The following is a 14,504-nucleotide window of genomic DNA, read 5'->3' as shown; positions in this document are numbered from 1 at the left end:
GAGCACACTGCGATGCCTATATTCATAAATGAAGAACGCAACCAATTCCACCTTACAAACAAGACGGTCAGCTATATCTTTCATGTCATGAAAAACGGGGAGCTTGGCCAGCTGTACTACGGAAAAAAATTGAACCATCAGCCTGACTTCTCTCATTTTGCCGCTTATCATATTCCGACTGCGGCAAGCTGTCATCCTGAAAAGAACGATTCTGCCTTTTCACTTGAGACAGTGTGTCAGGAATACCCGCTGTATGGAACGAGCGATTTCAGAGAGCCGGCGATTTCCCTGCGGCATCCAAATGGAAGCTCTGTCAGCAAGTTTGAGTATTCATCCTATGAAGTGATTGATGGAAAAGAGCGCATCCCCGGCATGCCGGCTACGTTTGCCAATGCAGGCGAAGCGCGCACGCTCATCATTACCTTAATTGATAAAGTGAGAGATTTGAAACTTAAACTCTACTATACAATCTTTGAAAACAGCTCTTCGATCACACGTCATGCAAGCCTTGAAAACGCGGGAGAGCAGCCGGTCGATATCGAAAGAATGATGAGCTTCTCACTTGATCTCGGTGATCATGATTATACAATGGTTCATCTTGCCGGAACATGGTCAAGAGAGAGACATGTGAAAGAACGAAAGCTGCAAACTGGCATTCAGTCGATCTCAAGCATTCGCGGAGCAAGCTCGCATCATCATAACCCGTTTATGGCGCTGAAACGTCCGCATACAACTGAAACAAGCGGGGAGGCCTACAGCTTTCACTTCGTATACAGCGGCAATTTTTTAGCGCAGGCTGAGGTCGATCATTATGATACAGCGCGTATTCAAATGGGCATTCATCCGTTCCAGTTTAACTGGCGCCTGAACCCGGGCGAAACGTTCCATACGCCAGAGGCTGTCATGACGTACTCAGGTCAAGGGCTGAACGGTCTTACTCAGTCCGCTCACAACCTTTTCAGAGAGCATCTCATTGCACCTGTCTGGCAAAAAAGAGAGCGTCCTGTGCTGATCAACAACTGGGAAGCCACTTACTTTGACTTTAATGCAGAAAAAATCGTCGCAATTGCTAAGCAGGCCAAGGAACTCGGCGTTGAATTATTCGTCTTGGATGATGGCTGGTTTGGTAATCGGAACGATGATACGACATCACTAGGTGATTGGTTTGTGGACAAAAACAAATTACCTGACGGAATCGACGCTTTGTCACAGTCGGTCCGAAACGAGGGGCTGAAGTTCGGTCTATGGTTTGAGCCTGAAATGGTCTCAGAGGAAAGCGATTTATTTTCAAAGCATCCCGACTGGGTCATACATGATCCCGAGCGGCAGGTTTCATACGGGCGCAATCAGTGGGTGCTCGACTACACAAGAGAAGAAGTGGTGGATCATCTGTATGAGAGAATCTCCTCCATTATCCAATCGGCAAAGCTCAGCTATATCAAATGGGATATGAACCGCAACATCACGGAAGCGTATTCTGCAGCACTCGGACAGGATCGCCAGGGAGAATTTTTCCACAGATACATTCTTGGAGTTTACGACCTGTATGAAAGACTGACTTCGAAATACCCTGATGTGCTGTTTGAATCATGTGCAGGAGGCGGCGGCCGCTTTGATGCAGGAATGCTTTATTATGCTCCCCAGGCCTGGGCAAGCGATGATACGGATGCGGTGGAGCGGTTGAAAATCCAATACGGATCCTCCTTTATCTATCCGATCTACAGCATCGGCTCACACGTTTCCGATATTCCAAATCATCAGACGCTGCGCAGAACTTCCTTAAAGGCGCGCGGTGATGCCGCATACTTCGGAACGTTCGGCTATGAGCTGGATCCGAACAAAATGACCGATGATGAAAAAGCAGAAGTAAAAGTTCAGATTGAAACATATAAATCACACCGTACATTAATCAGAAACGGCGATTTTCACAGATTGATCAGCCCGTTTGAATCGAATGAAACAGCGTGGATGGTCGTCTCCAAGGATCAGACAGAAGCATTCATCGGCTGGTATCAAGTACTGGCCACTCCAAATCCGAAGAAAATCCAGACATTGAAGCTTGCGGGCCTTGATGCAAACAGCACATACCGTGTGAACGGGTCAGATCAGGCGTATGGCGGAGATGAATTGATGCAAAGAGGACTGCCGCTTCCGGTTGAGTACAACGGTGTGAACAAGAATCATGCAGAGCGCGGCGGAGATTTCCAATCAAGTGTATTCCACTTAACGAAAAATGGGGGATGAGACATGTATTTAGGCGTTGATTACTATCCAGAGCATTGGGATCCATCCCTGTTCGGCGAAGACATTGAAAAAATGAAGGAAATGGGCGTCAACATGGTGCGCATCGGCGAATTTGCCTGGCACTTAATGGAGCCTTCAGAAGGTCAGTATGACTTCTCTTTTTTTGACACAGTCATAAACCGGTTTAAGAAAGAAGGCATCGCGGTCATGTTCGGAACACCGACCGCAACGTTCCCGGCCTGGCTCGTAAAAAAACATCCGGATATTCTGCTAGAAGACGAAAACGGCCATCCGAAATCGTTCGGCGGCAGAAGACAGTACTGCTATAACTCTAAAAACTATCAAACGTATTCCTTGGCAATCGTTGAAAACCTGGTCACTCACTATCAAAACGAGAGCGGCATCGTGTCCTGGCAGATTGATAACGAACTCGGCCATGAAGGCAGCGATATGTGCTACTGCGGTCAGTGCAGAGAAGCTTTTCACACATTCCTTGCAAAAAAATATGACTCGGTTGATGAACTGAACAAGCGTTGGGGAACGATTTTCTGGGGACAGACGTATAACGCGTTTGAGGAAATTCCCGTTCCAAAGCCGACGATCACGGTTCATAACCCGGCGATGATGCTCGACTGGGCAAGATTCAGAAGCGAGTCTTTAAGTGAATTCGCGAAGTTGCATCTGAATCTAGTAAAAAGGCTGAAGGGAACTCATCAGGAGGTTACCACAAATCTCCCAGGCGGCTTCTTCGGAAAATGGTTCGACCACAACGAGTTTTCAAGAGACTTAGATTTTGTGTCCTACGACAATTACCCGGTTTGGGGCGGGCTGACAGAGCCTGTCACACCAGCCTTCTTATCATTCACGCTCGGATTTGTCCGCGGCATCAAACGTGAGAACTTCTGGATTGTCGAACAGCTGATGGGAGCACAGGGTCATGACATTATCGGGTATCTTCCAAGACCAGGCCAGGCGCAATTATGGTCGTACCACGCATTTGCACACGGATGCAGCAACATGCTTTACTTCCGCTTCAGAGGCATGAACAGAGGGGCAGAGCAGTATTGCCTTGGCATTATCGATGCCGACAATACCCGTTCTCGAAAATTTTACGAAGTTCAGGAAGTGTTTAAAGAAATCCGCAAGCATGAAGACGTGTTCCAGGCACCAATCCAATCAGATGTAGCTGTGCTTTATGACTTTGATAACATTTGGTCGATGCGCATTCAGCAGCAGAGCTCACAGCTAGAGTTTACAAAGGAATTAATGCGCCTGTACCAGCCGTTCCATGATGTGAATGTATCCGTGGACGTTCTCAAATACGACCATGATTTCTCAGATTATAAAGTCGTGCTTGTACCAGTTCTTACACTTGTAGATGAAGAGCTTGCTGCAAGATTAAAAGCCTTCACAGAAAGCGGCGGCACTGTAATCTTCTCATTCCGTGCCGGCATGAAAAATAAAGACAACAACATTCCATTCGGCGACAAATCGCCTTATCAATTAAAAGAACTGCTCGGCATCGAAATCGATGAAGCCGAATCGCTTCATGCGGGCCAGCACGTTTCCATCCTTTCAAAAGACAGCAAAAAAGAAGCGAAGGGGCAGGTTTGGAGAGATCTTATCCGGACAACGTCTGCAGATGCTCTTTATTCCTACAGCGACCGTTTTTATAAAGACTATGCAGCCTTAACAGTCAATGAGTATGGAAACGGAAAAGCATATTACGTCGGAACAGGTGCTGAAGCAGGCGTCCTTTCAGAGCTAGCTTTAACCGTCTTAAACGAATCAGGCATCTCATACATCGAGAGCGAGCCAGGTGTTGAAGTAGTCGTTCGGGGCGGTCATGCGATTGTCATGAACCACAACCGCGAGGAAGCAGCTTTCGAAGGAGAAGTGCTGCAGCCGTTTGAAACGAAAATCATGGAGCGAGGGGGACACTCATCATGAATGCGGGGGAATTAGAAGGCTTATTCAGGGAAAAGTTCGGCAGCGGAGACTATCGAAGTTTCTTTGCACCGGGGCGCATTAACCTGATCGGGGAACACACAGATTACAACGGCGGTCACGTCTTTCCATGTGCGATTACGTACGGAACTTACGCGCTTGCGTCAAAGCGTTCAGACCGGATGCTGCGCATGTACTCGGTGAATTTTCCTGATAAGGGGATTGTTGAGTGCCCGCTTGATGACTTGAGCTATCAGACAGAACATGATTGGGCGAACTACCCTAAAGGGATGATTGCAGCTTTAAAGCAGCGCGGTTTTCTCATTGAAGAGGGACTTGATCTCTTAATCTATGGAAACATTCCAAACGGCGCAGGCTTATCATCGTCCGCCTCCATTGAATTGGTTACAGGCGTTATGCTTGAGTCTCTTTTTGAACTGAAAATAGACCGGATTGAGCTCGTAAAGCTCGGTCAGATTGTCGAAAATCAATACATCGGCGTCAACAGCGGGATCATGGATCAGTTCGCCATCGGAATGGGGAAAAAAGCGTGCGGCATGCTGCTGGATTGCAATACGCTCCAATACCGCTATGCTCCGATTCATTTAGAGCATCACGTTATCGTGATTATGAACACAAACAAACGCAGAGAGCTTGCCGCATCAAAATACAACGAACGCCGCCAGGAATGTGAAGATGCCTTGAAGATCCTGCAGGAAAAGGTACCCGTGCAGTCTTTGGGAGAACTCTCGATGGAAACATTCAATCAATACGCAGTTTCCATTGCAGATGAAACCGTGAGAAAGCGCGCGCGTCACGCTGTCAGTGAAAACGAACGGACCATTTACGCGCTTGAAGCACTTGAAAAAAACGACCTCTATACATTCGGTGAATTAATGAATGCTTCCCATCGCTCTTTGCGTGACGATTATGAAGTAACAGGTACAGAGCTCGATGCACTTGTCGAGGCTGCTTGGAAGCAGAACGGCGTCATCGGTGCCCGCATGACTGGCGCAGGTTTTGGCGGATGTGCGATCGCGATTGTTGAGCGCGGAAGTGTCTGCGATTTCCTTGAAAAAGTTGGCCAATCTTACCTAAAGGCAGTCGGCTACGAGGCATCCTTCTACATCGCAGATATCGGGGACGGAGCATGTGAAATTGAATTGGGGGTTCATATATGAGCGTTTTAGTTCTTGGAGGAGCCGGCTACATCGGCTCCCATGCAGTCTATCAATTAGCAGATCAGGGATTGGACGTTGTCGTGGTCGATAACCTCCAGACCGGCCACAAAGAAGCGATCCATCCGAAAGCTGGTTTTTACGAAGGCGACCTGAGAGATCAGTCATTTTTAAACAGCGTGTTTGAAAAAGAAGACATCACCCAGGTGCTGCACTTCGCAGCCAATTCTTTAGTAGGGGAATCTGTCCTGCAGCCGCTTAAGTATTTTCACAACAATGTCTACGGACTGCAAGTTCTGCTTGAAGTCATGCAGAAGCACGATGTGAAAGAAATCGTCTTTTCATCAACAGCAGCTGTATATGGCGAACCGAAGTACATTCCGATTACAGAAAAGGAACGTACAAACCCGACAAATCCTTATGGCGAATCCAAGCTGATGATGGAAAAAATGATGCGCTGGTGCGAGGAAGCATACGGCATCCGCTATGTATCTCTGCGCTATTTCAATGTTGCGGGAGCAAGACCCACAGCTGAAATCGGCGAGGATCATACACCTGAAACACACTTGGTTCCGATTATTCTGCAGGCAGCATTAGGGCAAAGAGAGCACATCTCTGTATTCGGAGATGATTATGCAACGCCTGATGGCACATGCATCCGTGATTACGTCCACGTGGAAGATTTGATCGACGCACATCTGCTTGCCCTGAACTATTTAAGCAGACAAGGCGAAAGCATCATTTTGAACCTCGGCAGCAGCCAGGGCTTCTCGGTGAATGAAATGATCAAGGAAGCAAGAGAAGTAACGGGCCATCCAATTCCTGCAAAGGTCGCTCCTAGACGTGCAGGCGACCCGAGCACACTTGTCGCTTCATCGGAAAAAGCAAGAGCGATTCTAGGCTGGGAGCCATCCCGAACGAATATCAAAACGATTCTGCAGGACGCATGGAACTGGCACCAAACAAAACCACACGGATATGGAGAGGATTCCAGATGAACAATTCTTCATTCGTCAATCAATTAGTTGAGCAAGCCATCCAGAAAAAATTCATCACAGACAGAGACCGGATGTATGCCCGAAACCAGATTCTCGGTCTGCTTGGGATTGATGCCTATGAAGAATGTGATCTGCCTGAAAAGCTGCTTCCCATACCTGATCTGCTTGAGATCATCGTCCGGCAGACAGCGGAACGGGGCATCATTGAAGGAACCTTTGATGAAAAAGAAAAGCTGTCTGCCAATCTGATGAATGTGTTTCTTGATAAGCCGTCTGCAATTCAGCAAACGTTTGAAGAGTATTACAGCCTGTCACCTGAAATCGCGACAGATTATTTTTACAAACTGAGCCAGAACAGCAATTACATCCAGACAAAACGAATCGCGAAAAACATCCATTATAAAACGCCGACAGAATACGGCGAGATAGACATTACAATCAATCTCTCGAAGCCTGAAAAAGATCCGCGTGATATCGCAAGGGAGCGGGCGGTCAAATCGGCAAGCAAGTATCCGAAGTGCCTGCTTTGCGCTGAAAACGAAGGCTATTCAGGCCGAATCGGACACCCTGCACGATCCAATCACCGTGTAATCGAACTGAACCTTGAGAATGAGCAGTGGTATTTTCAATATTCACCATACATCTATTACAACGAGCATTCCATCGTTTTATCAGGCGAGCACAGAGATATGAAAATAAATGGAGATGCTTTCCGAAGATTACTTGCTTTCGTTGAGCAGTTTCCGCACTATTTTATCGGCTCAAATGCGGACCTTCCGATCGTGGGCGGATCGATCCTCTCTCATGATCACTATCAGGCGGGCAAGTACACATTTGCGATGGCGGAAGCTCCTGATGAAGAAACATTTGAACTTGCAAGCTTTCCTGAGGTAGCCTTCTCAAAGGTGAAATGGCCAATGTCGGTTCTGAGACTGCGATCATCAGATAAAGCGGCGCTCGTTTCTGCAGCAGAGCACGTACTGAATACATGGAAATCCTATTCCAATGAAGAAGCAGAGATTATTGCTTTTACAGAAGACGAACCCCATCAAACGGTGACGCCGATTGCGAGAATGAGAGACTGCCGCTTTGAGCTGGACCTCGTCCTTCGCAATAACAGAACGAGCGAAGAGCATCCAATGGGCATTTTCCATCCGCATGCAGATCTGCACCATATTAAAAAAGAAAACATCGGACTGATTGAAGTCATGGGCTTGGCTGTTCTTCCAGAGCGTTTGAAACAGGAGCTTCAGCAAATAGAAGCGTTCCTCCTTGGGGAAGAGGCTGAAGTCCCGAAGCACCATGAGGAATGGGTTCAGCACTTGCTTTCTAACTATCAATCGTTTGAAAAAACAACGGCAGATGGGATCTTGAAAAAAGAAGTAGGATTAAAATTTACCAGAGTATTAGAGGATGCGGGAGTTTTTAAAAGAACAAATGAAGGGAATAATCATTTTAGTCATTTTATCCAGAGTTTAAAAAGAGAGAGGAACGATAAAAATGAAAATCCTTCACGAAACGATACTCACGCACCCGCAGCAAAACATTGAGAAATATACGCTTGAAAACGACCAGGGCTTTTCGGTCAGCTTCTTAAACCTTGGCGGAACGATCACGTCGATCATGGCACCAGATAAAAACGGAAACTTTGAGAATGTTGTTTTAACTTATGACCATGCTGAGCAGTATATCGAAAATCCATATTACTTAGGAGCACTGATCGGCCGCGTCGCAGGACGGGTGCCAAATGCAGAGCTTGGTCCGTACAGACTTGAGGCAAACGAAGGCGAGCATCATTTGCACGGAGGCCCTCATGGCTTTCATCAAGTTTTCTGGAACGTGAAAACCGTGGAGCATGAGGATGCAGCAGAAGTCATCCTCACTCATTTCAGCAGGGATGGGGAAGGCGGCTATCCGGGAAATCTGGATGTGCAGATCACATACCGTCTTGACTGCGACAACACATTCACCATTGATTACGAAGCGCGCTCGGACAAAGATACATGGCTCAACCTGACAAACCACGCTTACTTTAATTTATCAGCGGACAGCGGAAGGAACGTGCTGAACCACTCTCTTACAATGAAAAGTGATGCCATCGCCGAATTCGATGACGATTCGATTCCAACAGGCAAATGGATTCGTGCAAAAGAAACCCCATTTGACCTGAAAACTGGTAAACTATTAAGAGAAGCAGCAGAGTCTGACCACGAGCAGATCATCAAGGTCGGAAACGGTTTTGACCATCTTTTTCTATTTGAACAAAGAGACCTCAACCAAGTGTCAGTAGAGGAGCAGGAAAGCGGCAGGAAGATGGTTGTGCAGACAACAGATCCCGCAGCTGTCATTTACATGGCGAACAAGATGGACACCGATCATCCATTAAAACCGGGTCAGGCAACCGGGCCATATGCGGCCATCTGCATTGAGACACAGCGCATCCCGGAATCGCTTCTGATCCCAGGCTTGCCGACACATAGGCTTGCGGCACATGAAGCGTACCGTTCTCGGACATCATTTACGTTTGGACTAATATAATTTTCTTATCTATAACAAAGGGGTTACGGTATATGGCGGCTACGATAAAAGATATAGCTGAAAAAGCGGGTGTATCCATTGCGACGGTGTCGAGGGTGCTGAACTTTGACGAAACGCTATCCGTTGGAGACGAAACGAAAAAGCGAATTTTCGAAGTGGCCGAGGAGCTGTCTTATCAAAAACGAAAAACAAAGAAAAGCCTCGTTCCGAAAATCGCCATCGTGCACTGGTACACAGAGCAGGAGGAGCTGAACGATCTTTACTACATGTCGATCAGACTCGGCATCGAGGAGCGGGCGAAGAGCCACAACCTTCAGCTTGCCACCTATTTCTACGACGATTTTGACGCGATCAACCAGGATCAGCTTCAGGGCATCGTCGCAGTAGGCAAGTTCAGCAAGCAGCAGGCAGAGGAATTCAAAAAAGCCGCGCGAAACGTTGTCTTCGTCGACTCAAGTCCGGATCCGGAGAAATTCGATTCCGTCATCGTCGACTTCGAACGGGCAACAGAGCGCGTCCTCGACCATTTCATCGCAAAAGGACACACGCAAATCGGCTACATCGGCGGACGCGAAACCTACCGCGAGCACAGCACAACACTTGACGACCAGCGCGAGCAGACATTCATCAAATACTTGTCTGGAAGAGGGATGCTGCGCGAGGACGCCATGTTCATCGGCTCCTTCACAGTAAAGGACGGCCACCGCATGATGTCCCAAGCTATTGCAGAACTCGGCGACTCCCTGCCTAGTGCCTTCTTTGCAGGCAATGATTCCATCGCCATCGGCAGCCTCCAGGCCCTGCATGAGCACGGCATCCGCGTCCCGGAGCAGGTCAGCATCATCGGGGTAAATGACATCAGTGTCTCAAAATACATTTTCCCGGCACTCAGCACGGTGAAGGTGTACACAGAAGTCATGGGTGAGACTGCGGTTGATCTTCTGGTCGAGCGGATCACAGAGCGGAAAATTGCGAAGCAGGTAATGATTGCAACGAAGCTGAAACTGCGCCAAAGCAGTAAATAAGCATCTTAATTAAACGTTTGTTTAAAACGAAGAACACCGCATGGATGCTGGTGTTTTTTGTTTTTTTGGAGACAGTTGGAAAAAGGAAAGTATTTATGGTGTTTTGGAAAGTAAATTTGGGAATGCGGAAAGTATTTAGAGCGGATCGGCAAGTATTTTCGGTAATCTGGCAAGTAAAGTGGTGGGGCTGCTGGAAACATGGTGACAAGGAATGGTCTTTTTCCAGCCCAAAGATAATACCCCCTTTTCTAGAAAAACCGACACACCAAATTCCACATCCATGATATAAAGAAACTAACCAACTAAAAAAGGGGACCAAACCATGGAAATCGTGCCGCAGCCCGTCCGAAAGAAGAGAACCAAGCTCAAACTCACCTCTGCGATTCTCATCACGCTGATCCTGTTCATCGCCATCTTTCAATTCATTCCTGTTCAACCTGCAGAAAAACAAGCTTTCCTCAAAAAAGGCAAGCGTCCGCTCATTATTGCTCATCAAGGCGGAGACGGCATGGCGCCAGGCAATACGATGGCAGCCTTCTCCTTATCTGAAAAGCTCGAAGTCGACATGCTCGAAATGGACGTCCATCTCTCAAAAGATGGAGAAGTTGTTGTCATTCATGATGCCGCAGTTGATCGCACAACAAATGGATCCGGCGCTGTAAAAGACATGACGCTCCAACAATTGAAGCAGCTGGATGCAGGCTATCACTTCGTTGGACCGGACGGAACCCATCCTTACCGGAACAAAGGCGTCACCATCCCGACCATGGATGAGATTTTCACAGCTTTCCCAGGCTACCCGATGACCATCGAGCTGAAAACCGACGACCCGTTATTGGCAGACAAAATGGCCGATCTGATCAAAAAACACAGCATGACCGACAAAGTCATCATCGCCTCATTCTACGACGAAGCGCTAAACTACTTTATCGAAGCAAACGACGGCAAAGTCCCTGTCAGCTCACCATCAGAAGCAACACGGAACTTTGTCCTTGCACATAAGCTGTTCGTTGACCGGCTGATTCCAATGAACAATTACACGGCGGTTCAAATCCCGATGAGAGCAAGCGGTCTTGACCTGACTACCGAGAGAATCATCAAATCGCTGCACAACCGGAACATCGCTGTGCAATACTGGACAATCAACGATGAAGACAGTGTCCGGAAGCTGGTTGAAATCGGCGCCGACGGGATCATGACGGATCATCCGAACATTGTGAAAAAAGTGCTCGATCAGGAATACGGAGAGGCGCAATAATTGCGGCCTTTTGTTGCTTTAATGCACTGACTTTTGATATCATCAGAGTATTGTTTGCACGAGATTTAACGGAGGTGGAGCACATGTCACGCATTTCAAAAGAAGAAGTGAAGCACGTTGCGAATTTAGCGCGTTTAGCGATCACTGAAGAAGAAACGGAAATGTTCACAAATCAATTGGACGCGATCATCACATTCGCCGAGCAATTGAATGAGCTTGATACAACAGGCGTTGAGCCGACAACACACGTATTAGAGATGAAGAACATTCTGCGCGAAGACAAAGCAGAAAAAGGATTGCCAGTAGAGGATGTCGTGAAAAACGCTCCTGACCATAAAGACGGATACATTCGCGTGCCGTCCATTTTAGAATAAGGAGGGAGCAGCCACCATGTCATTATTTGACCACAAACTGTCAGATTTAAAAACACTTTTACATAAAAAAGAAATCACCGTAACAGACCTTGTTGACGAATCATACAAACGAATTCATGCCGTCGACGATCAAGTGAATGCCTTCCTTACATTAGATGAAGAAAAAGCACGTGCCTATGCAAAGGAACTGGACGAAGCGATCGGAACGCGCGATGAATTCGGTCTTATGTTCGGTATGCCTATCGGCGTAAAAGACAACATCGTCACGAAAAATCTGCGCACAACAGCGGCAAGTAAAATCCTTGAAAACTTCGACCCGATCTATGACGCAACCGTCGTTCAGCATCTGCAAAAAGCGGAAGCTGTCACTATCGGAAAATTAAACATGGATGAATTTGCAATGGGCTCTTCAACAGAGAACTCAGGCTACAAAGCAACAAGAAATCCATGGAATCTTGAAACCGTTCCAGGCGGATCAAGCGGCGGCTCGGCAGCAGCAGTTGCAGCTCGCGAAGTTCCGTTTGCCCTTGGATCAGATACAGGCGGATCGATTCGCCAGCCGGCAGCCTTCACAGGTGTTGTTGGATTAAAACCTACATACGGACGCGTATCACGCTTTGGACTAATCGCATTTGCATCGTCTCTTGATCAAATCGGACCATTAACAACAAACGTTGAAGACAATGCATTCCTGCTTCAGTCCATTTCAGGCGCCGATAAAATGGATTCAACTTCAGCAAACGTTGAAGTGCCTGACTTTTTATCTGCATTGACTGGCGATGTAAAAGGCCTCAAAATCGCTGTGCCGAAGGAATACTTAGGCGAAGGTGTAAGCGAAGAAGTGAAGCAGTCTGTCCTTGATGCTTTAAAAGTATTAGAAGCTCAAGGTGCAACATGGGAAGAGGTATCTCTGCCTCATTCAAAATACGCGCTCGCTACTTACTACCTGCTGTCTTCATCAGAAGCATCAGCGAACCTTGCACGCTTTGACGGCGTCCGCTACGGCTACCGTTCAGACAATGCGAAGAACCTGATCGAATTGTACAAGCAGTCCCGTTCAGAGGGCTTCGGCGATGAAGTCAAACGCCGGATCATGCTAGGAACATTCGCACTCAGCTCAGGCTACTATGATGCTTACTACAAAAAAGCACAGCAAGTCCGCACACTCATCAAAAAAGACTTTGAAGATGTGTTTGAAAAATACGATGTCATCGTTGGACCGACAACTCCTACTCCAGCCTTTAAAGTAGGCGAAAAAACAGATGACCCGATGACGATGTATGCGAACGATATTTTGACAATCCCGGTGAACCTTGCAGGCGTACCTGGAATCTCCGTACCTTGCGGATTCTCAAACGGACTGCCGCTTGGACTGCAAATTATCGGAAAGCATTTCGACGAAAGCACAGTTTACCGTGTTGCACATGCATTTGAGCAGGCAACCGACCATCATAAAGCAAAACCTGAATTGTAAGGGGTGAAATCATGAACTTTGAAACGGTCATTGGACTTGAAGTCCACGTTGAATTAAAAACAGAATCGAAAATTTTCTCAAGCGCACCGAACCATTTCGGCGCAGATCCAAATACAAACACAAGCGTGATCGAGCTTGGCTATCCTGGCGTTCTGCCGGTACTGAACAAAGAAGCCGTTGATTTCGCCATGAAAGCTGCAATGGCTTTGAACTGTGAAGTCGCGACAGATACGAAGTTCGACCGCAAGAACTATTTTTACCCGGACAACCCGAAGGCTTACCAGATTTCCCAGTTTGACAAGCCAATCGGCGAGCACGGCTGGATTGATATTGAAGTGAACGGCTACAAGAAACGAATCGGCATTACCCGCCTTCATTTAGAAGAAGATGCCGGCAAGCTGACACATACAGGCGACGGTTATTCTCTTTGTGACTATAACCGCCAGGGCACACCGCTGATCGAGATCGTATCAGAACCGGACATCCGCACACCTGATGAGGCTTACGCTTACCTTGAAAAGCTGAAAGCGATCATTCAATACACAGGTGTTTCTGACTGTAAGATGGAAGAAGGCTCACTCCGCTGTGACGCCAACATTTCCCTTCGTCCAGTCGGCCAAGAGAAATTCGGGACAAAAGCAGAGCTGAAAAACTTGAACTCCTTCAACTTTGTGCGCAGAGGCCTTGAACATGAAGTGAAGCGTCAGGAGGAAGTTCTTCTAGCAGGCGGCATCATTGAGCAGGAAACACGCCGCTTTGACGAAGCAACGGGAAAAACACTCTTGATGCGCGTCAAAGAAGGTTCTGACGACTACCGCTACTTCCCGGAGCCGGACCTTGTGTCCCTCTACATTGATGACGAGTGGAAAGAACGCATTCGTTCAACGATTCCTGAGCTTCCTGACCAGCGGCAAAAGCGCTACGTCGAAGAGCTTGGCCTGCCATCGTATGATGCACAGGTCCTTACTCTGACAAAAGAAATGTCCGATTTCTTTGAAGCAACGGTGGCAAAAGAAGCAGACGCTAAGCAGGCTTCGAACTGGTTAATGGGTGAAGTGAGCGGCTACTTGAATGCTGAAGGCAAAGAGCTTCAGGATGTGGCCCTTACACCAGAAGGACTTGCAGGCATGATCAAGCTCATCGAAAACGGCACAATTTCAACGAAAATCGCCAAAAAAGTGTTCAAAGAGCTGATCGAAAAAGGCGGCAATGCCGAGCAAATCGTTAAGGATCAAGGACTTGTTCAAATCTCTGACGAAGGCACGCTCCGTAAAATCGTAAACGAATCACTGGATGCAAATCCGCAATCCATCGAGGACTTCAAAAGCGGCAAACAAAAAGCGATCGGCTTCCTTGTCGGTCAAATCATGAAAGCAACAAAAGGCCAGGCGAACCCGCCGATGGTCAACAAGCTTTTACTAGAGGAAATTCAGAAACGATAAAACCAAGAGACGGCGCCGCGAGTGAA

The 14,504-nt window shown here is 47.4% G+C and carries 11 protein-coding genes; all 11 read left to right on the top strand.

Annotated features, from left to right (window positions below; all coding sequences use genetic code 11):
• The first annotated feature begins 12 nt into the window (after positions 1-12).
• The 11 genes from GJU41_RS14430 to gatB all read left to right on the top strand — a co-directional run bounded on the left by GJU41_RS14430 (position 13) and on the right by gatB (position 14,478).
• Positions 13-2,244, top strand: a complete 2,232-nt coding sequence (locus GJU41_RS14430; RefSeq protein ID WP_070879491.1) for an alpha-galactosidase — start codon at positions 13-15, stop codon at positions 2,242-2,244.
• 3 nt (positions 2,245-2,247) lie between these two features.
• On the top strand, positions 2,248-4,194 hold the full coding sequence (locus tag GJU41_RS14425) for a beta-galactosidase (protein WP_070879492.1): 1,947 nt from the start codon (positions 2,248-2,250) through the stop codon (positions 4,192-4,194).
• On the top strand, positions 4,191-5,372 hold the full coding sequence (locus tag GJU41_RS14420; protein ID WP_154319007.1) for a galactokinase: 1,182 nt from the start codon (positions 4,191-4,193) through the stop codon (positions 5,370-5,372). The genes GJU41_RS14425 and GJU41_RS14420 overlap by 4 nt, the downstream gene beginning before the upstream one ends.
• A complete protein-coding gene (gene galE, locus GJU41_RS14415) occupies positions 5,369-6,367 on the top strand; it encodes a UDP-glucose 4-epimerase GalE (RefSeq protein ID WP_070879494.1) in 999 nt (332 codons plus the stop codon). Before GJU41_RS14420 ends, galE begins: the two co-directional genes overlap by 4 nt.
• Complete coding sequence (gene galT / locus GJU41_RS14410) at positions 6,364-7,917, top strand: UDP-glucose--hexose-1-phosphate uridylyltransferase (protein ID WP_070879495.1); 1,554 nt, start codon at positions 6,364-6,366, stop codon at positions 7,915-7,917. The genes galE and galT overlap by 4 nt, the downstream gene beginning before the upstream one ends.
• Entirely contained in the window at positions 7,868-8,905 is a 1,038-nt protein-coding gene (locus GJU41_RS14405) for an aldose epimerase family protein (protein ID WP_154319006.1), read from the top strand. Before galT ends, GJU41_RS14405 begins: the two co-directional genes overlap by 50 nt.
• Positions 8,906-8,937: 32 nt before the next feature.
• Positions 8,938-9,930 carry a LacI family DNA-binding transcriptional regulator gene (locus tag GJU41_RS14400; RefSeq protein ID WP_070879497.1) on the top strand — a complete coding sequence of 331 codons (993 nt, stop codon included), beginning with the start codon at positions 8,938-8,940 and terminating at the stop codon, positions 9,928-9,930.
• Between the two features lie 331 nt (positions 9,931-10,261).
• Positions 10,262-11,188, top strand: a complete 927-nt coding sequence (locus tag GJU41_RS14395; protein ID WP_170292803.1) for a glycerophosphodiester phosphodiesterase family protein — start codon at positions 10,262-10,264, stop codon at positions 11,186-11,188.
• 83 nt (positions 11,189-11,271) lie between these two features.
• Positions 11,272-11,562, top strand: a complete 291-nt coding sequence (gatC, locus tag GJU41_RS14390) for an Asp-tRNA(Asn)/Glu-tRNA(Gln) amidotransferase subunit GatC (RefSeq protein ID WP_070879500.1) — start codon at positions 11,272-11,274, stop codon at positions 11,560-11,562.
• Between the two features lie 16 nt (positions 11,563-11,578).
• Entirely contained in the window at positions 11,579-13,036 is a 1,458-nt protein-coding gene (gene gatA, locus GJU41_RS14385) for an Asp-tRNA(Asn)/Glu-tRNA(Gln) amidotransferase subunit GatA (RefSeq protein ID WP_070879501.1), read from the top strand.
• An 11-nt stretch (positions 13,037-13,047) separates the two neighbouring features.
• Complete coding sequence (gene gatB, locus GJU41_RS14380) at positions 13,048-14,478, top strand: Asp-tRNA(Asn)/Glu-tRNA(Gln) amidotransferase subunit GatB (protein WP_154319005.1); 1,431 nt, start codon at positions 13,048-13,050, stop codon at positions 14,476-14,478.
• Positions 14,479-14,504 lie beyond the last annotated feature (26 nt).

The sequence above is a fragment of the Metabacillus idriensis genome, from assembly GCF_009674765.1.
GTDB lineage: Bacteria > Bacillota > Bacilli > Bacillales > Bacillaceae > Bacillus_P > Bacillus_P idriensis.
This window is presented reverse-complemented; position numbering and strand designations above follow the sequence as displayed.